The 19,201-nt window shown below is 58.2% G+C and carries 18 protein-coding genes; 12 read left to right on the forward strand and 6 right to left on the reverse strand.

Going from position 1 to position 19,201, the window contains the following annotated elements:
- Positions 1-132: 132 nt before the first annotated feature.
- Together carB and ACEWL3_RS03575 are read right to left on the reverse strand one after the other, a co-directional pair.
- Complete coding sequence (carB, locus tag ACEWL3_RS03570; RefSeq protein ID WP_386177645.1) at positions 133-3,465, reverse strand: carbamoyl-phosphate synthase large subunit; 3,333 nt, start codon at positions 3,463-3,465, stop codon at positions 133-135.
- A gap of 117 nt (positions 3,466-3,582) precedes the next feature.
- Complete coding sequence (locus ACEWL3_RS03575) at positions 3,583-4,350, reverse strand: alpha/beta fold hydrolase (RefSeq protein ID WP_386177924.1); 768 nt, start codon at positions 4,348-4,350, stop codon at positions 3,583-3,585.
- Between the two features lie 59 nt (positions 4,351-4,409).
- Between ACEWL3_RS03575 and ACEWL3_RS03580 the strand changes: the two genes are divergently transcribed.
- The 5 genes from ACEWL3_RS03580 (at position 4,410) to ACEWL3_RS03600 (ending at position 6,922) form a co-directional block, all read left to right on the forward strand.
- Positions 4,410-4,781 (forward strand): hypothetical protein, encoded by a 372-nt coding sequence (locus ACEWL3_RS03580; protein ID WP_386177646.1) that lies wholly within the window; start codon positions 4,410-4,412, stop codon positions 4,779-4,781.
- 12 nt (positions 4,782-4,793) lie between these two features.
- Positions 4,794-5,144 (forward strand): VOC family protein, encoded by a 351-nt coding sequence (locus ACEWL3_RS03585; protein WP_386177647.1) that lies wholly within the window; start codon positions 4,794-4,796, stop codon positions 5,142-5,144.
- A 59-nt stretch (positions 5,145-5,203) separates the two neighbouring features.
- The gene (locus ACEWL3_RS03590; protein WP_386177648.1) at positions 5,204-5,800 is read left to right on the forward strand and encodes a TetR/AcrR family transcriptional regulator; all 597 of its coding nucleotides are present in this window, start codon (positions 5,204-5,206) and stop codon (positions 5,798-5,800) included.
- A 103-nt stretch (positions 5,801-5,903) separates the two neighbouring features.
- Positions 5,904-6,566, forward strand: a complete 663-nt coding sequence (locus tag ACEWL3_RS03595; protein ID WP_386177649.1) for a PspA/IM30 family protein — start codon at positions 5,904-5,906, stop codon at positions 6,564-6,566.
- 74 nt (positions 6,567-6,640) lie between these two features.
- A complete protein-coding gene (locus ACEWL3_RS03600) occupies positions 6,641-6,922 on the forward strand; it encodes a hypothetical protein (RefSeq protein ID WP_386177650.1) in 282 nt (93 codons plus the stop codon).
- A 62-nt stretch (positions 6,923-6,984) separates the two neighbouring features.
- Here ACEWL3_RS03600 and ACEWL3_RS03605 read toward each other — a convergent pair whose 3' ends face one another.
- The gene (locus ACEWL3_RS03605; protein ID WP_386177651.1) at positions 6,985-7,383 is read right to left on the reverse strand and encodes a (R)-mandelonitrile lyase; all 399 of its coding nucleotides are present in this window, start codon (positions 7,381-7,383) and stop codon (positions 6,985-6,987) included.
- 74 nt (positions 7,384-7,457) lie between these two features.
- Positions 7,458-8,735, reverse strand: coding sequence for a serine hydroxymethyltransferase (gene glyA / locus ACEWL3_RS03610; protein ID WP_386177652.1), 1,278 nt, complete (start codon positions 8,733-8,735; stop codon positions 7,458-7,460).
- A gap of 182 nt (positions 8,736-8,917) precedes the next feature.
- On the opposite strand from glyA, the gene ACEWL3_RS03615 reads away from it, so the two are divergent.
- Positions 8,918-9,679 carry an NAD kinase gene (locus ACEWL3_RS03615; protein ID WP_114877346.1) on the forward strand — a complete coding sequence of 254 codons (762 nt, stop codon included), beginning with the start codon at positions 8,918-8,920 and terminating at the stop codon, positions 9,677-9,679.
- Between the two features lie 147 nt (positions 9,680-9,826).
- A complete protein-coding gene (locus tag ACEWL3_RS03620) occupies positions 9,827-10,024 on the forward strand; it encodes a CsbD family protein (protein ID WP_386177653.1) in 198 nt (65 codons plus the stop codon).
- Between the two features lie 56 nt (positions 10,025-10,080).
- Here ACEWL3_RS03620 and ACEWL3_RS03625 read toward each other — a convergent pair whose 3' ends face one another.
- Positions 10,081-11,970 (reverse strand): propionyl-CoA synthetase, encoded by a 1,890-nt coding sequence (locus ACEWL3_RS03625; protein WP_386177654.1) that lies wholly within the window; start codon positions 11,968-11,970, stop codon positions 10,081-10,083.
- Between the two features lie 220 nt (positions 11,971-12,190).
- On the opposite strand from ACEWL3_RS03625, the gene ACEWL3_RS03630 reads away from it, so the two are divergent.
- Positions 12,191-12,961, forward strand: a complete 771-nt coding sequence (locus tag ACEWL3_RS03630) for a MipA/OmpV family protein (RefSeq protein WP_386177655.1) — start codon at positions 12,191-12,193, stop codon at positions 12,959-12,961.
- Between the two features lie 72 nt (positions 12,962-13,033).
- Here the strand turns inward: ACEWL3_RS03630 and ACEWL3_RS03635 are convergent, their stop codons facing one another.
- The gene (locus ACEWL3_RS03635; protein WP_386177656.1) at positions 13,034-15,307 is read right to left on the reverse strand and encodes an NADP-dependent malic enzyme; all 2,274 of its coding nucleotides are present in this window, start codon (positions 15,305-15,307) and stop codon (positions 13,034-13,036) included.
- A gap of 216 nt (positions 15,308-15,523) precedes the next feature.
- Here ACEWL3_RS03635 and ACEWL3_RS03640 point away from each other — a divergent pair, with 216 nt between their 5' ends.
- From ACEWL3_RS03640 to upp, 4 genes are all read left to right on the forward strand, one after another.
- Positions 15,524-15,919: a cytidine deaminase gene (locus ACEWL3_RS03640; protein ID WP_386177657.1), complete on the forward strand. Its 396-nt coding sequence runs from the start codon at positions 15,524-15,526 to the stop codon at positions 15,917-15,919.
- A 28-nt stretch (positions 15,920-15,947) separates the two neighbouring features.
- A complete protein-coding gene (locus ACEWL3_RS03645) occupies positions 15,948-17,252 on the forward strand; it encodes a thymidine phosphorylase (protein WP_386177926.1) in 1,305 nt (434 codons plus the stop codon).
- Positions 17,252-18,445: a phosphopentomutase gene (locus tag ACEWL3_RS03650; protein ID WP_386177658.1), complete on the forward strand. Its 1,194-nt coding sequence runs from the start codon at positions 17,252-17,254 to the stop codon at positions 18,443-18,445. Before ACEWL3_RS03645 ends, ACEWL3_RS03650 begins: the two co-directional genes overlap by 1 nt.
- A 74-nt stretch (positions 18,446-18,519) precedes the next feature.
- Positions 18,520-19,176, forward strand: coding sequence for a uracil phosphoribosyltransferase (gene upp / locus ACEWL3_RS03655; RefSeq protein WP_254693196.1), 657 nt, complete (start codon positions 18,520-18,522; stop codon positions 19,174-19,176).
- The last annotated feature ends 25 nt before the right edge of the window (positions 19,177-19,201 follow it).

Genomic DNA, 19,201 nt, shown 5'->3' on the forward strand with positions numbered 1-19,201 from the left:
CGCGGCAGCAACGGTCACTTAGGGCTCAATGCCGACACCGGAACAAAGGAAATATCAGCCGGGACAGGTCGAAAGAGAGAGGCTTCGCCCATCATCGGGCGAAATCGTCCTGCGGGTGAGGAATAAATCCATTTACCCCTGCAATGCCTTCACCCCAATTTCATCCTCGGCCTGCGCCTTGATTGCCAGCGCTGCTGCATAGCTTCCGGCGGCGGTCGTGAAATACGGGATCTTATCGAACAAGGCGATGCTGCGGATGGACTTGCTGTCCTCGACGGCCTGGCTGCCTTCGGTGGTGTTCATTACCAGATGGATCGCCTCGTCCTTCATCATGTCGGTCACATCGGGACGGCCTTCGTAGACTTTGTTGACCACGCTGCAGGTGTGGCCATGGGCGTTGAGCCATTCGGCGGTGCCGCGGGTGGCGACGAGGGTGAAATTCTGTTCGAGCAGAATCTCGGCCGCACCCAGCATGTCGTCGGTCTTGTCCATGTCCTTGATCGAGATGAACGCACAGCCCTGACGCGGCAGCGGGTTGCCGGCACCAATCTGTGCCTTGAGGAAGGCGCGGGGGAAATCACGGTCCCAGCCCATGACCTCACCGGTCGAGCGCATTTCAGGGCCAAGCAAAGTATCCACACCGGGGAAGCGGGCAAAGGGCAGCACCGCCTCTTTGACCGAAAACCACGGCATATTGGGATTGGCGAGCGTCATCGGATCGCCCAGAGGCAGCACGTCAGAATAGGCGGCCTGCGCTGGGTAGGGTGCGCGCAACGGGAAGTTGCTGAGCGGCTCGCCTGCCATGATGCGCGCGGCGATGGACGCAATGGCAGAGTCCGTGGCTTTGGCGACAAACGGCACGGTACGCGAGGCGCGCGGGTTGACCTCAATCAGATAGATTTCGCCGTCTTTGACCGCGAATTGGATGTTCATCAGGCCAACGACATTCAACGCCAGCGCCAGCGCACGGGTCTGTTTTTCGACCTCGGCAATAATCTCGGGTGCCAGTGAATAGGGCGGTAGCGAACAGGCACTGTCACCCGAATGCACGCCCGCCTCTTCGATGTGCTGCATGATGCCCGCGACATGCACATCCGTACCGTCACAAAGCGCGTCCACATCCAGTTCCACTGCGCCAGAGAGGTAGCTGTCGAGCAAGACAGGGCTGTCCCCCGACACCACCACTGCTGAGGTGATGTAGCGTTCCAGCGAAGCCTGATCGCGCACAATCTCCATGGCGCGGCCGCCCAGAACGTAGGACGGGCGGATCACCAGCGGGAAGCCGATGTCGGAGGCAATCTCCAACGCCTCTGCGTCGCTGTGCGCGATGCCGTTGTGGGGCTGTTTCAAACCGAGTTTTTGCACCAGATCTGCAAAGCGTTCGCGGTCTTCGGCCAAATCGATCGCGTCGGGCGTGGTGCCAAGGATCGGGATGCCTGCCTCTTGGAGTGCATTGGCAAGCTTCAGCGGTGTTTGGCCGCCAAACTGGACGATGACACCGTGCAGCGTGCCGTTTTCCTGCTCGACGCGCATGATCTCCATCACGTGTTCAAAGGTCAGAGGCTCGAAATACAAGCGGTCCGAGGTGTCATAATCGGTCGAGACAGTCTCGGGGTTGCAGTTGACCATGATGGTCTCATAGCCCGCGTCGGTCAGGGCGTAGCAGGCGTGACAGCAGCAGTAATCAAACTCGATCCCTTGGCCGATCCGGTTGGGGCCACCGCCAAGGATCACGACTTTTTTGCGATCAGAGGGGCGCGCCTCGCATTCCACGTCGCCCATCATCGGGGCCTCATAGGTGGAGTACATATAAGGCGTCTGCGCCTCAAATTCGGCGGCGCAGGTGTCGATGCGTTTGAAACAGGCGACGACGCCAAGGTTCAGGCGCGCGCGCCGCACGTTGTCTTCGTCACGTCCCGTCAGAGTGGCCAGACGGGCATCGGTAAAGCCCATCATCTTGAGATGACGCAGCCCTTGTTCTGTCACGGGCAGCCCGTTCCGGCGGACCTCGGCCTCGGCCTCAATAATCTCGCGGATGCGCGCAAGAAACCAGGGATCGAACATGGTCACGCCGTGAATGTCATCGTCAGACATACCGTGCCGCATGGCCTGTGCTATGGTCAGCAAGCGGTCCGGTGTCTGCTTGCTGATTGCTTTGACAAGTGCGGCCTTTTCAGGCGCACCGGGAATGTCAATCTCGTCAAATCCGGTCAGGCCGGATTCCATCGACGCCAGCGCTTTTTGCATGCTCTCGTGGATGGTGCGGCCGATTGACATCGCCTCGCCCACGGATTTCATCGCGGTGGTCAGGTTTGGCTCGGAACCGGGGAATTTCTCAAACGCGAATTTCGGGATTTTGGTGACGACATAGTCGATCGTTGGTTCAAAACTGGCGGGTGTGACGCCGGTAATGTCATTGTCCAATTCGTCCAGCGTGAAGCCCACAGCCAGCTTTGCGGCAATCTTGGCAATCGGGAAACCCGTCGCCTTGGAGGCCAGCGCGGAAGACCGCGAGACGCGCGGGTTCATTTCGATCACAACCATGCGGCCGTCAGCCGGGTTCACGGCCCACTGCACGTTCGAGCCGCCCGTTTCGACGCCAATCTCACGCAACACGGCAATCGAGTGATTGCGCATGATCTGGTATTCTTTGTCTGTCAGCGTCAGGGCCGGGGCCACAGTGATGGAATCACCTGTGTGCACGCCCATCGGGTCCACGTTTTCGATGGAACACACGATGATGGCATTGTCAGCAGTGTCGCGCACCACCTCCATCTCGAACTCTTTCCAGCCCAGCAGAGATTCATCGATCAGGATCTGGCCCATCGGTGAGGCATCCATGCCGGAGCGGCAGAAAAACTCGTAATCTTCGCGGTTATATGCCACGCCGCCGCCGGTGCCGCCCATGGTAAAGGCGGGACGGATGATTGCGGGCAGGCCGACATATTCCAGCGCATCAACGGCCAGAGCAACGCCTGCAGCAAGGTCCTTTTTGCCAGCCGCATTCTTCGGGGCGGTGACGATAGTGGCCTTGGGGTTTTCAATGCCCAGCCTGTCCATCGCCTCGCGGAACAATTTGCGATCCTCTGCCATTTCAATGGCTTCGCGTTTCGCCCCAATCATCTCGACGCCGTATTTGGCCAACACGCCCATTTCCTCAAGCGCCAGCGAGGTGTTGAGGCCGGTCTGACCGCCCATGGTCGGCAACAGGGCGTCGGGGCGTTCTTTTTCGATGATCTTCGCGACAATTTCAGGGGTGATCGGTTCGATGTAAGTCGCATCGGCAAGACCGGGATCGGTCATGATCGTGGCCGGGTTCGAGTTGACGAGAATGACCCGGTAACCTTCCTCCTTGAGGGCCTTACAGGCCTGTGCGCCGGAGTAGTCAAATTCGCAGGCTTGTCCGATGACAATAGGACCCGCGCCAATGATCATGATCGACTGGATGTCGGTTCTTTTTGGCATGGCGGCCCCCTGTGCGTGCAAATTGTCCTGCCTTATAGGCAAGGCGGCGTAGGGTGCAAGGGTGGATTGGGAGGTTGCCCCAATCCCCAGATATTTTTCAAGCCAAAAAGCGCAGTTTCAGGCGTCGAGGAAGATCCGCAATGCCGCCTCGAACTCGCGCGGCTTTTCGGCGTGAAGCCAATGTCCCGCGCCGGGCAATTTTGCAAAGCGCGCGGCCGGGAACAGAGATTTGATGTGATCGCGGTGTTGGGGGCCGACGTAATCGGAGGCTCCGCCGGACAAAAAGAGCGTCGGGCCGTCAAACTGCCCGGCCACGTCTGGCCAGCCAATGATTTTGGGCATCTCTGCCTCAAGCACATCGAGATTGAGTCGCCAGCGCTTGTTTGGGACATCCAGCGATTGGGTGAAAAAGCTTTGCAATGCGCGTTCTACACCTGCCTCGGCCAGTTGGCTTTCGGCGTCCGAACGGCGGCTCAAGGTGGTCAGATCGACGGCACGCATGGCGTCAATGAACATCTGTTGCGTATGGCCATAAGCCACCGGCGCGATGTCTGCCACGATCAGGCGGCGCAGCAAGGTCGGGTTTTGCAAAGCAAGCACCATCGCCGCCTTGCCCCCCATCGAATGGCCACAGACATCCACGGGCACATTCAAGTGGTTGATGACCTGGGCCAGATCGTCAGCCAGATCAGGGTAGCTGTGGGTGGGTTCACGTGGGCTTTGCCCATGGTTGCGCATGTCCACGGTGATCACCGGGCGGCTGTCTGACAGACGCTTGGCGATCACACCCCAGTTGCGTCCGGACCCGTAAAGCCCGTGAACGATGATCAGGGCCGGGGTGGTATCGGTGGGCGTGTAGTCGCCGAATTCAGTATAGCTTAACATGGCCATAGACGTAGTGGCATTGCAGCGGATGTGCCAGTGCGATTAGGATGCGGGGTAAGATGGAACACAAGGACATTGCAGCCAAATCGCTTGCCATCCGGCAGCAGTTAGAGGCCAAGCTGGGCGTCAAAAGCCGCGATTTGTCACAGGCGTTGCGGCGCGCCGGGCGACGGTTGCCGCATGGGGTGCGGGCGCAGGGTGCCGTTCTGGCAGAGGCAGAGAAACGTGCAGGCCATCCAAAACTGACGCGCCAGTTGGACAGTGCGGCAGTCCGGGATGCCTATGACAGGATGGCGGCGCATCTGCGCGCAATTGATGTGGCCGACGCGCGCAAGGGGCGTATCCTTGGCATGGCTGGCGTCATTGCATTTAACCTGTTGCTGATCATTGCTGCCTTTGTCATGTGGTTGTGGTGGCGCGGATATGTCTGAGGGGTGGATGCCATGAGTGTTGTCCGAATTGTGGCCAACCTTGCAAGCGCGGATGTGCAGGGGATGGCCGCGTTCTATGGTGATCTGCTGGGGCTCAAGGTGTTGATGGATCAAGGGTGGATCGTGACGCTTGGCAGTGACGATCTGGGCCCGGTTCAATTGAGCATTGCCTCGCAGGGGGGCGCGGGTGCCGTGGTGCCTGACCTGTCTGTGCAGGTCGATGATGTGGATGTGGTGTATGCCCGCGCACAAGAGATGGGATACGACATCAGCTATCCACTGACCGACGAGGAATGGGGTGTGCGGCGGTTTTTCGTGACTGACCCAATGGGTCGCGCCATTAACATCCTGTCACACATGTGAGTTGTCAGCCGCGCGGTTGATCGCTAAACCTGAACACGGTTCAATGTACGGGGGCGGTGATGGCAGGCAAGGTTGAGGCACGCAAGGCGCTGTTGCGCGAGGCGTTGATTGATGCCGCAGAGGCACAGATCAAGTTGGGGGGATTGTCCACGCTTAAGGCGCGGCCCCTTGCGCAGGCGGCGGGGTGCGCGCTGGGCGCGATATACAATATCTTTGATGATCTCGACGCATTGGTTATGGCGGTCAACGCCCGCACCTTTCGGTGCCTTGGGGCATTTGTGTCGGCGCGGGTCACAGAGGCCGCGGATCAATCCCCAAACACTCAGCTTGTGATCATGTCCCATGCCTATCTGCATTTCGCGGCAGATCATACATTCCTATGGCGCGCGCTTTTTGATCTGGAAATGTCAGTCGATGGCACCGTACCAGAATGGTATCTGCTGGAATTGCGCGCGGTCTTTGGTCTGATTGCGGCCCCGCTTGCGCAGCTTTTTCCAGATATGAAGCGCGATGAGCTGGACCTGATGGTACGGGCCTTGTTTTCCGCGGTGCATGGTATCGTGCTGTTGGGGCTGGAGCGTCGGATATCCGCGGTGCCGCAGGATCAGATTGAAACAATGCTAAGCCAAATCCTGCGGGAAATTGGAAACAGTTAGTTTCCAGATATCGTCCAGTAAAAACTTGAACACCGTTCATAAACTGCTATGTCTCGTTTCATGAACACTGTTCATTTAATGGGAGAGCGAGATGCTTGCAACAATGAGAACACTTTTTTCAGGGGCCTCTGCACGGGCAGAAGAGCAACTGAGAGACCATTATTCGATTGAACTGATCGACCAGAAAATTCGTGAGGCCGACGCCAATCTGCGGGCCGCCAAACTGGGATTGGCAAGCCTAATACAGCGCGAACGCAGCGAAGAGCGGCAGGTGGAGGCCATCACCGGACGCATCACCGAATTGACGGTGCGCGCCAAGGCCGCGATTGCAGCAGGGCGCGATGATATGGCGGCGCAGGCGGCACAGGCCATTGCCGATATGGAGAATGAACTGACGCGCCGCCGGGAGACGGTGGCGCGGCTGGAGGCACGGATTTTGCAACTGCGCCAGTCAGTGGAAACCGCCAACCGCCGGATTATCGACCTCAAACAAGGGGCCGTTTCAGCCCGCGCCGTGCGCCGTGAACAGAGCATCCAAAAACGCCTGAGCAGGCATTTGGGCGGGGCCTCTGCGATGGACGAAGCCGACATGCTGATTGCGCGGGTGTTGGGTCAGGATGACCCGTTTGAACAGGGCGAAATCCTGAACCAGATCGATCGGGAGCTGGATCATCGTGGCATCGGTGAGCGGATGTCGGACGCTGGTTTTGGCCCCAAGGGGCGCAGCACGGCAGCGGATGTGCTGGATCGGCTGAAAGGGAAATGATCGGGTCAATTGCACCCCTGACTTGAATGCGCGTCGGAATAATAGCGCAAACTTAATCTACCTGGAGAGATGAAATGAACTACGAACGCAATGATAATGCTTTGATTTTGCTTATGAATTTTGCGGGGGTCGCAGTGGCCTACGGCCTGCTGGCGGTATCGCTCTGGCTCAGCACCGATGTGCCACTTGCGACTAAAGGCTATTGGGGCATAGGGATCATGTTGCTGACGCTGAGCCTGATCAATGTGGTGAAATATCGGTTTGACAGTCGATCGACCGAAGACCGAATTCGCAAGATCGAAGAGGCAAAGAACGAGAAAATTCTCGAAGAATTTGTGAGTGATGAAAAGCGGTAGGGTGCCGGGTGAGTAAACCCCCCAACTGATCGATGGTGGCGGGCGTCCCGGTGGGGCGTCCGCTATTTTTCGCGATATTGTGCGTCTGACACTTGCTCAAGCCAGTCGACCACCTTGTCGTCCAATGCTTCTTGCAGGGCAATATGGGTCATGGCGCAATCTGGCGCTGCCCCGTGCCAGTGTTTTTCGCCCGGTGCGAACCAGACGACGTCGCCGGGGCGAATAATCTCGACCGGTTCGCCATGTTTTTGTGCGCGCCCGATGCCTGCCGTCACGATCAATGTCTGACCCAGAGGATGCGTGTGCCACGCGGTGCGCGCACCCGGCTCAAACGTGACAGACACACCGCGCAACCGCGCTGGATCAGGCGCGCTGATCAACGGGTCCATGCGGACCGAACCGGTAAAATAATCAGGTGATCCGGTATCAGAGGGCCGGGACCCTGCGTGGTGAATTTTCATAGCGGTGCCTTTTCAAGAGCGAGGGTTACACCCACCCTACGAGGTGGGTAGGGTGGGTGTAACCCACAATTCTATCAAAGGTTTGGGTAGAGCGGGAAACGTTTGCACAGGGCTGCAACTTCGCCTTTAACCTTGTCTTCGACGTCTGCGTTGCCGTCTGCGCCATTTGCGGCCAATCCATCAACCACTTCGACGATCCAATCCGCAATCTGGCGGAATTCAGCTTCGCCAAAGCCACGGGTGGTACCCGCAGGTGACCCAAGGCGGATGCCGGAAGTGACGGTTGGTTTTTCCGGGTCAAAGGGCACGCCGTTTTTGTTGCAGGTGATATGGGCACGGCCCAATGCCTTGTCCACGATGTTGCCGGTGACACCTTTGGGGCGCAGGTCAACCAGCACAACATGGGTGTCGGTGCCGTGGGTCACGGTATCAAGGCCGCCTTTGATCAGTTGATCGCTGAGCGCCTGAGCGTTCTTGATCACAGCCTTGATGTAGGTTTTGAACTCTGGGCGCAGCGCCTCACCAAATGCGACGGCCTTGCCTGCGATCACATGCATCAGGGGGCCGCCCTGAATGCCGGGGAAGATGGCAGAGTTGAATTTCTTGGCCAGCGCCTCGTCATTGGTGAGGATCATGCCGCCGCGTGGCCCGCGCAGGGTTTTGTGCGTGGTCGTTGTCGCGACATGCGCATATGGGAACGGCGAGGGGTGTTCACCTGCTGCCACCAGACCGGCGAAATGTGCCATATCCACGTGTAGGTAAGCACCGACCATGTCAGCGATCTCGCGCATTCGCTTGAAATCGATCTGGCGCGGGATGGCAGAGCCGCCCGCAATGATCATCTTTGGGTTATGTTCTTTTGCCAGCGCCTCAACCTGATCATAATCAAGCAGGTTATCTTGCTTGCGTACGCCGTACTGAACGGCGTTGAACCATTTGCCCGACTGGTTGGGGGCGGCACCGTGGGTCAGGTGACCGCCAGCGTCCAGCGACATGCCAAGGATCGTATCACCGGGCTGCAACAGCGCCTGAAACACACCCTGGTTGGCTTGGGAGCCTGAGTTTGGCTGCACGTTGGCAAATCCGCAGTCAAAAAGCTTGCAGGCCCGTTCAATCGCAAGGTTCTCGGCCACGTCGACATATTGGCAGCCGCCATAATAGCGCCGGCCCGGATAGCCTTCGGCGTATTTGTTGGTCATGATCGACCCTTGCGCCTCAAGCACGGCAGCGGAAACGATGTTTTCTGATGCGATCAGCTCAATCTCATCGCGCTGTCGGCCCAGCTCATCTGTGATGGAGGCAAAAATCTCTGGGTCGGAAGTGGCAAGCGTTTCAGTGAAAAAGCCGGACATGATTGGGTTCCCTCTGGGCTACGTGAGTCTGGCGTTTCGTATCGGAAACGCAGGCTGTCGGGAAGGCTGATTACCGACCACTCGCAGATAATGTGCGGCAATACTGGTAGCATGAGGAATAATGTGATTGTTTCGGGCATAAATGCGCCCAATCGGAAACTTTGCCCCATGAGCCTGCAACGATGAGCCTCAAGATCGCCTTTGCCGCCAGCACCGCACCGGTTGCCCAAACCGCCCGTGCCGCGCTGATTGGGCGTTATGGCGATGTGCCACTGGACGCTGCCGAAGTGATCGTGGCGCTGGGCGGGGATGGTTTCATGCTGCACACGCTGCATGACACGCAACATTTGGGCGCACCTGTCTATGGCATGAACCGGGGCACCATCGGGTTCTTGATGAATGTCTACGGCGAGAGCGATCTGCAAGACCGGTTGGCGGCCGCCGAAGAGGCGGTGATAAATCCGCTGGTGATGGAGGCAACGCATGTCGATGGCTCGGTGTCCAAGGCGTTGGCGATCAACGAAGTGGCTTTGCTGCGCGCGGGGCCACAGGCGGCGAAATTGCAGATTTCCGTCGATGGACGACTGCGCATGCAGGAACTGGTTTGCGATGGGGCACTGGTGGCGACCCCGGCGGGGTCCACCGCCTACAATTATTCTGCCCACGGGCCGATCCTGCCCATCGGGGCGGATGTGCTGGCTCTGACCGCGATGGCCGCGTTTCGGCCACGGCGCTGGCGGGGGGCCTTGTTGCCAAAAAAAGCGCATGTGCGGTTTGACGTTCTGGAGCCTGAAAAACGCCCGGTGATGGCCGATGCCGACGGCAAATCGCACCGAGACGTGGTGCGCGTCGATATCCGTTCAGAGCAAAGTGTGGAACACCGTATTCTGTTCGATCCCGGCCACGGGCTTGAGGAACGGCTGATCAGTGAGCAATTCACCTGAATAATTTCGGCGAATTGTGTCCTATGACATCTTCGCGGTCAGTTTCGACGGAACCGGGCAGCCATTGGGTGTGTTCTACCCGTGAGCGGCGGGGCGTATCACCTACATACCGCCTGAATGGAAACCGACGAACAAGGAGTACCCGTGATGAACTGGGACACAATCAAAGGCAACTGGAAGCAGATGACCGGTAAGATCAAAGAGGAATGGGGCGATCTGACCGACGATGAGATCATGGAAGCCGAAGGCGACCGCGATCAGTTGATCGGCAAGATTCAGGCCAAATATGGCATCGCCAAGGAAGAAGCTGAAAAGCAAGTTGACGCATTTGTCGCGAAACACTGATCATCAGTCATCGTAGCGAATAGCAGGCGGTCCTTCCCTCGGGGCCGCCTGTTTTCTTATTTGGCATATCCGATGGTTTGCAGCGCCAGCCTGATCTCATCCAGAATTGCGGGATCATCAATTGTCGCAGGCAGTTTGAATTCCGCGCCATCGGCAATCTTTACCATTGTCGCACGTAGGATCTTTCCAGACCGGGTTTTCGGCAGACGGTCCACCACCAAAGCCTGTTTGAACGCGGCCACCGGCCCGATTTGATCTCGTATGCGCTTCACACATTCTGCTGTGATATCCGCATGAGGCCGGTTCACCCCCTTGGACAGGCAGACAAAACCAACGGGCGATTGACCTTTTAGCTGGTCACTGACACCAACCACGGCACATTCCGCCACATCGGGGTGCCCGGCCAACACTTCTTCCATCGCGCCTGTAGACAGCCTGTGACCAGCAACGTTGATCACATCGTCCGTCCGCGCCATGATGTAGAGATAGCCGTCCTTATCCATCATCCCCGCATCGCCCGTCTCATAATAGCCCGGAAAGGTGGTCAGATAGGATTTGCGGAAGCGATCAGTGGCATTCCAGAGCGTTGGCAATGTGCCGGGGGGCAGTGGCAGTTTGATGGCTATGGCACCAAGCTCACCCGGTTTTTGCGGATGTCCGGCCTCGTCCAGAATGTGAACCTCGTAGCCCGGCATCGGCACGGTTGGCGATCCGATCTTGACCGGCAGCGCCTCAAGCCCTGCTGGATTTCCAGCGATCGTATAGCCGGTTTCGGTTTGCCACCAATGGTCATAAACTGGTTTGCCAAGCTTGTTCTGAGCCCATTCGATGGTGTCAGGGTCCGCGCGTTCCCCCGCGAGATAGAGCGCGCGCAGACCACTCAGATCGTATTTCTTGATGAATTCGCCTTTGGGATCCTCGCGTTTGACAGCGCGAATGGCCGTGGGCGCAGTGAAAAAGCTGCGCACGTTATGTTCTTCTATGACCCGCCAGAAGGTCCCCGCATCGGGGGTGCCGACCGGCTTGCCTTCGAACACCACTGTGGTGTTGCCGTGGATCAGCGGGCCGTAGCAGATATAGCTGTGGCCGACGACCCAACCGACATCCGATGCGGCCCAGAAGACATCGCCGGGGTCCACGTTATAGATGTTCTTCATCGTCCAGTTCAGCGCAACCAGATGGCCCGCCGTGGCGCGCACCACGCCTTTGGGCGCACCGGTCGTACCGGAGGTGTAGAGGATATAGGCGGGGTGGTTGCCCTCAACCGGGACGCAAGGGGCGGGGTCGACGCCATTTTGTGCATCATGCCAGTCGACATCGCGCCCCTCGACCAGATCGCAACGATGCGCGTCGCGCTGCAGGATGATGCAGGTATCGACCTTGTGCGTGGCCATTTCAATCGCGCCATCAAGCAGTGGTTTGTACTGCACCACACGGCCCGGTTCCAACCCGCAGGACGCAGCGATAATGGCCTTTGGGGTGCAATCGTTGATCCGCACAGCCAGTTCGTTGGCCGCAAACCCACCAAAAACAACTGAATGGACCGCGCCAATGCGCGCGCAGGCAAGCATCGCCTCAAGGGCCTCTGGCACCATCGGCATATAGATGACCACCCGGTCGCCTTTGGTCACACCTTGGGCAACAAGTGCGCCTGCCAAGGATGCCACACGGGTCTGCAGTTCGGCATAGGTTATATTGGATTTTGTCCCGGTAATCGGGCTGTCATAGATGATGGCAAGCTGATCTGCGCGGCCATTTTCGACGTGCCGGTCCACGGCGTTATAGCACCCGTTCACCTTTGCGTCCGCATACCATTCAAAGAGGTCATCTCCCCGATCAAAAAGAGCTTGGGTCGGCGGCTCAACCCAGTCGATGGCGCGGGCCTGTTCCAGCCAAAAAGCCTCGGGGTCATTCTGCCAGCTTTGATAGGTTTCGCGATAGTTCATTGCTTTTCCTCCACTCTTGAATTGGTGTTAGGCAGGACAGTGCACCGGAGCAAGCTCTGTGAGCGCAAACAGGCGATCTTGGAAATAAAATTTACAAGAGTTTACACGTGATTGTGCAGAAATTGACGCCGTTCATCGCGGTTTTCCCCTGTAAGATCACCACTAACGTGATATGCACGCGTCAGATCGACATAAGTGACTCAATAGGAGTTTTGAGCCAATGCGAAGCAGTGCGATACTAGCGTTAAGCCTTTCCGCTGCCTTGGGTGTGGCCCTGCCCGCTGCGGCACAGGACAGGTCGTTTAACTTTTCCTTGCTGGGCGGCATTGCAGCAAAACCTGATTATCCCGGTGCCAGCGATTACAGCGCAAAACCGCTTGCCGGTTTTACGTTCGGGTCGCTGACCTACGGTGGTCGGGCAATGGGTGCCGGGATCGGTGCGATCCCTGAAAACGGATTTCGGTTTGGCGGATCGTTTCGTGTCGTTGGATCACGTCGCATATCCGACAATCCGCAATTGGCGGGCCTGAAAGAAATCAGCACAGCATACGAGCTTGGCCTTGGCGTGACCTATCAACAAACCAACTGGAACGTTTTTGGCAATATTCGCCAGGGCTTTGGTGGCCATCACGGCGTAACCGGAACCATCGGCAGCGATTTGATATTTCGCCCCAGTGACCGTTTGACCATTTCCGGCGGACCGCGGATCAATCTGGGCGACAGTGAATATGCATCGACCTATTTTGGCGTGTCTGCGGCCGAATCGGGGGCGTCCACCTTTGGCCAGTTTAATGCCCGTGGCGGTGTTTTGGGTGCGGCTGTTGCTGTCCGGGCGACATACAATCTGAATGATCGCTGGTCGCTTGAGGGTTTGGCCAGCTACGAAAAGCTGATGAACGATGCAAAAGACAGCACAATCACTCAGGCCGGATTAGAGGATCAGTGGACCGTTGGGATCGGGTTGAGCCGGGCATTCACCCTGCGGTTCTGATACCCGACTGACATCCTGCGAAGGAATTGAATTGAATTGACGCCGCCCCTCGACAGGGCGGCGTTTTTGTATTCAGCCATAGTGTTCGACCGGTGTCCCTGCGATGGCCCCCATATTGAGCAGCCCGCGCGCGGTGATAGACGGCGATACCACATGGGCGCGGTTGCCCATGCCCATCAGGATCGGTCCAACCTCCAGACCGCCCCCCTTCATTTTGAGAATGTTGCGCACACCGGATGCCGCATCGGCATGGGCAAAGATCAATACATTCGCCGCCCCGTCCATGCGATTGCCCGGCAACATGCGTTCACGCAATTCAGGGTCGAGCGCGGTGTCGATGTTCATCTCGCCCTCATAACAAAAGTCGTGATTTGCGGCATCCAGAAGGCGAATAGCCGCCCGCAATCTGCCGCCGGTCCCTTCGCCCTGGTTGCCAAACTGGCTTTGTGAACAGAACGCGATTCTGGGCTCTATCCCAAAACGGCGCACGTGGCGCGCGGCCCCGACGGCGATCTCGGCGATCTGTTCGGGGTTCGGGTGCAGGTGGACCTGAGTGTCGGCAATAAACAATGGTCCGTCCTCAAGGATCATCATCGACAGCGCCCCGTGCGGACGCAGCCCCTCACGGCCCAGCACCTGTTGCACATAATTCAGATGCCAGCGCGTTTCGCCAAAGGTGCCACAGATCATGCTGTCGGCCTCACCGCGGTGCACCATCACCGCCCCAATGGCGGTTGTATTGGTGCGCATCACCGCGCGCGCAATGTCGGGCGACACACCGCGCCGCGCCATCAGGGAATGATAGGTTTCCCAATAGTCGCGATAGCGCGGGTCGTTTTCCGGGTTCACCAGATCAATATTCTCGCCCAGCTTCAGGGTCAGCCCCGCCTTTTCGATGCGCCTCTCGATGACTTCGGGACGGCCGATCAGGATCGGTGTTTCCACGGTTTCCTCAATGATCGCCTGGGCCGCCCGCAACACACGTTCGTCTTCGCCTTCGGCAAAGACCAGACGGCGGGGCGAAGTGCGCGCCGCCTCAAAGACCGGGCGCATCAGAAGGGCCGATTTGAACACCGAACCGTCCAGTTTGCGTTTATAGGCGACCATATCGTCAATGGGCCGCGTGGCCACGCCGGTTTCCATCGCGGCCTTGGCCACTGCCGACGACACAATGCCAATGAGGCGCGGATCGAATGGTTTGGGGATCAGATAATCCGACCCAAAGGTCATTTGTTCGCCCTGATAGGCCGCTGCTGCCTCGGCAGAGGTGGTGGCGCGGGCAAGTGCGGCAATACCGTCGATACAGGCCAGCTTCATTTCGTCATTGATGGTTGTGGCACCGACGTCCAGCGCACCCCGGAAGATAAAAGGAAAACACAGCACATTGTTGACTTGATTGGGAAAATCGCTGCGTCCTGTGGCGATAATTGCATCAGGTGCCACCGCGCGGGCGAGATCCGGCAGGATTTCCGGTGTAGGGTTAGCCAGCGCGAAAATGATCGGACGCTTGGCCATTTTCTGGACCATTTCGGGGCTCAGAACACCGGGGCCGGACAGACCAAGGAAAAGATCAGCATCGGGGATCACATCGTCTAAGGTGCGCAGATCAGACTTTTGCGCATACTCTGATTTGATCGGGTTCATGTCGACCTCACGGCCCTCATAGACCAGCCCGTGGATGTCACAGAGCCAGACGTTCTCGCGCTTGACCCCGAGTTTCAGCAACATGTTCAGACAGGCAATGCCAGCCGCCCCGCCGCCGGTGGACACGATTTTGATGTCTTCAAATCTCTTTTTCGCAACATATAGCGCATTTTTGACCGCGGCACCGACGACAATCGCGGTGCCGTGCTGATCGTCATGAAACACCGGGATGTTCATGCGTTCGCGGCAAATCCTTTCCACGGTAAAACATTCGGGGGCCTTGATGTCCTCTAGGTTGATCGCGCCAAAAGACGGCTCAAGCGCGCAGACGATATCGGCCAGCTTTTCCGGGTCCGCTTGATCCACTTCAATGTCAAAACAATCAATGTTGGCAAATTTCTTGAACAGAACAGCCTTGCCTTCCATCACTGGTTTGGATGCCAGCGCCCCTATGTTGCCCAGGCCCAGGACGGCGGTGCCATTTGTAACCACCGCCACCAGATTGCCGCGCGATGTATAGCGGGCGGCAGTGGTCGGATCATTCTTGATCTCAAGACAGGCCTCGGCGACACCGGGGGAATAGGCTCGGGCCAGATCGCGCCCGTTGGCGAGCGGTTTGGTTGCTCTGATCTCAAGTTTACCGGGTTTTGGAAACTCGTGATAATCAAGGGCTGCCTGGCGCAGGTTGGGTGTGTCAGACATAAAGTGAAGCTCCTCCAAGCGAATGGTTTAGTGTTAAACTATTTGGAATGGCGGGCCAACATGCCATTTCAAATCACCAAAGAGCGCATGCCGCGACCTTGGAACAGTATTTAAGAAAGGGTGAATGAGGGGGAATGGTTAATGTGTTTTGCCGCTCGTAACTTGCGGCAGAGTTTTTTATAGATGAGGGACTTTCAGACAAGGGCAGGGGGCAACATGTCATCCAGTTTGCGTAAAGCGGCGGTAGCGGTGCGGGAAAATGCCCATGCACCATATTCGAATTTCAAAGTAGGGGCTGCGATCCGCGCGGGTTCGGGTGCGATCTATGTCGGCTGCAACGTTGAAAACGTGGCTTATCCTGAAGGCACCTGTGCAGAAGCCGGCGCAATTGCAGCGATGGTTGCCGCCGGAGAGACCAAGTTGAGCGAAGCCTATGTCGTGGCAGGCAGTGACTTGCCGGTGACGCCCTGTGGTGGATGCCGCCAGAAGCTGGCGGAATTCGGGGCGGGCGACGTCGCCGTAACCATGGCGACAACGGGTGGAATTGAACAACAGACCACGCTGGCGGACCTGTTGCCGGGGGCCTTTGGGGCCGCCCATATGAAGGGGTGACGGGATGGCCGCCAGGAACAGTGCCGCAATAAATGCACGGTCGATTTTGGCGAAGTTGAGACACCGTCAGCCCCCCACCCAAGGCGAACTGGCCTGGGTGGCGCGCGCACTTGCTGATGAGGGGATCAGCGATGCACAGGCCGGGGCCTTTGCAATGGGCGTGTGTTTGAACGGATTGTCAGACGAGGGGCGCGTGGCGTTGACGCTTGCAATGCGCGATTCAGGTCGCGTGCTGACATGGGATCTGGACGGTCCGGTGTTGGACAAACATTCAACCGGGGGCGTGGGCGACTGCGTGTCATTGGTGCTTGCCCCGGCTTTGGCTGCTTGCGGGGCCTATGTTCCGATGATCTCGGGACGCGGCCTTGGGCATACAGGCGGGACGTTGGACAAACTTGAGGCGATCCCGGGCCTTTCCACCGATCTGGATGAGGCTCTTTTTCGCGACGTGGTGGGGCGGGTCGGCTGTGCCATCGTCAGCGCCAATGCCGACATCGCCCCGGCAGACAAGCGGCTTTATGCGGTGCGTGATGTGTCCTCGACCGTGGATTCACTGGACTTGATCACCGCCTCGATCCTGTCCAAGAAATTGGCGGCGGGGCTCGATGGACTGGTGCTGGATGTCAAAGTGGGCAGTGGTGCCTTCATGAAAGACCTCGGCCAGGCTCGAGCGCTGGCTGGGGCGCTGACCAAGACTGCGAACGCAGCAGAATGCCGGACGACCGCAGTAATCAGCGATATGAGCCAGCCGCTGGTGCCAAGCCTTGGCAATGCTCTGGAAGTGGCGGAAGTGATGCGGGTTTTGACAGGTGCCGGACGTGGCCCGATTGTGGAGGTCGCAGCCACCCTTGGGGGTCTCCTGTTGGCGAACGGTGGTTTGGCCAACGACGCGCAAGAAGGGGCTGAGGCGATCACAAAGGCAATCCGGGGTGGTGCTGCGGTGGAACGGTTTGGTACCATGCTGGCCGCAATGGGGGGACCTGTTGCATTTATCGAGAACTGGCAGCGATTCCTGCCCGAGGCGACAGTCATTCGCGAAGTGACGGCGACGAAAGACGGATATGTCAGCGAAATTGATGGCGAAGCCCTGGGTCTGGCTGTTGTCGCCCTTGGCGGCGGGCGCGTTGTCGAAAGCGACCGGATCAACCCTGCTGTGGGCCTTTCAGATGTGGTGCGGCTGGGCAACAAAATCCGCCGGGGTCAGACATTGGCCGTCGTCCACGCCACGCGATCAGACGAGGCGGACCGCGCGGCACAAACAGTAAGATCAGCGATCAGCTTGGGGTCTGCAAAACCCAAGGTGCCGGATCTTATCATCGAGAGGGTAGGCTGATGGCGCGGGCATTTCTTGTGGTTATGGATTCCGTCGGGATTGGCGGTGCACCGGACGCGGATACATTCTTTAACGGCGACGTGCCGGACAACGGTGCCAATACATTTGGCCATATCGCCCAAGCCTGTGCCGCAGGTCTGGCAAATGAGGGCCGAAGCGGGCCATTGCAGGTGCCGCATTTGGCCGCTCTTGGGCTTGGCAGCGCGCTCGAGCTTGCCAGTGGGATGCGTGTTGACGGTCTTGACGTCCCTGTGGACGGAACTTGGGGGGCAGCGACCGAAGTGTCGCGCGGCAAGGACACGCCGTCGGGGCATTGGGAATTGGCGGGCCTGCCGGTGCCGTGGGACTGGCATTATTTCACCAACACCGAAAACTCATTTCCGCGCGAACTGGTGGAATTTGTGTCTAGGGCGGCCGGAACAGATGGCATTCTGGGCAATTGCCACGCGCCTGGCACCGCCATCATCGAGCGGCTTGGTGACGAGCACATCAGATCCGGCTGGCCGATATGTTATACCTCAGCAGATTCCGTGTTCCAGATTGCCGCGCATGAGGAACACTTTGGCCTTGATCGCCTGCTTGCTCTTTGCGAAGCAATCGCACCGCACCTGCATGAGATGAGAGTTGGCCGCGTCATCGCGCGCCCCTTTGTCGGGGATGCAGAAACCGGGTTTCAGCGCACGGGCCACCGCCATGATTACGCCATGCCCCTGCCCAAACCTGTGCTGACCGATTGGGTGCAGGACGCAGGTGGGCATGTGTGCGCAATCGGCAAGATCGGTGATATTTTCTCAATGCAGGGCATTGATGAGGTCCGCAAAGGCACCGATGCGGTGCTGATGGGCCATCTATTCGATCTGGTCCGCGACGCTGCCGAAGGCAGTCTGACATTTGCGAATTTCGTGGAATTCGACAGTATCTATGGCCATCGGCGCGATGTGTCGGGGTACGCCCGAGCGCTGGAATGGTTTGACGTCGAGATCGGCAAGGTAATCGCGATGCTGCGCCCCGGTGACATGCTGGTGTTAACGGCGGATCACGGCAACGATCCGACATGGGTCGGCACCGATCATACCCGCGAACGTGTTCCTGTGCTGGTTGCCGGTTGCCCAGAGGGCACGCTGGGCCAGATCGCATTCAAGGATGTCGCCGCCCTGGTCGCGCGCCATCTTGGGGTGGCAGTGCCAATGTAAAACACTGCATGAGGTCTGCTTGAAACTCGACCCATGTTCATTCAGAACCGGGGCAATGAAAAAAGGGGAACGACATGGCTGAGAACGACATGGTTAAGAACGATGGGCATCTGACTGTGGTGGATCACCCGCTGGTACAACACAAGCTCACAATCATGCGCGACCGCGACACCCCCACGGCCGTGTTTCGGCAATTGCTGCGCGAGATTAGCCAGCTTCTGGCCTATGAGGTCACGCGCGGGTTGCCGATGACGACCAAACGCATCGAGACCCCAATGCGCGAGATGGACGCACCGACATTGGACGGCAAGAAACTGGCGTTGATTTCGATCCTGCGCGCCGGCAACGGTCTTTTGGATGGTGTGCTTGAGCTGATCCCTTCTGCACGTGTGGGTTTTGTTGGTCTTTACCGCGACGAGAAAACCCTGCAACCGGTTCAGTATTATTTCAAGGTGCCTGAAGGTCTGGATGACCGACTGGTCATTGCGGTGGATCCGATGCTGGCCACGGGGAATTCGTCTGTGGCTGCGATTGATTTGCTGAAATCCGCTGGGGCCACAAACATTCGCTTTCTGTGTCTGTTGGCGGCACCTGAGGGCATTGCGCGCATGAAAGAGGCCCATCCGGACGTGCCTATCGTCACGGCGGCTGTTGACGATGCTCTTAATGAGGTGGGTTATATCGTGCCCGGCCTTGGCGATGCGGGCGATCGTATGTTCGGGACGAAATAATACCACCGAAAGGCGCAAAATGCCG

Source organism: Sulfitobacter sediminivivens, assembly GCF_042611115.2.
Taxonomy (GTDB): Bacteria; Pseudomonadota; Alphaproteobacteria; order Rhodobacterales; family Rhodobacteraceae; genus Sulfitobacter; species Sulfitobacter sediminivivens.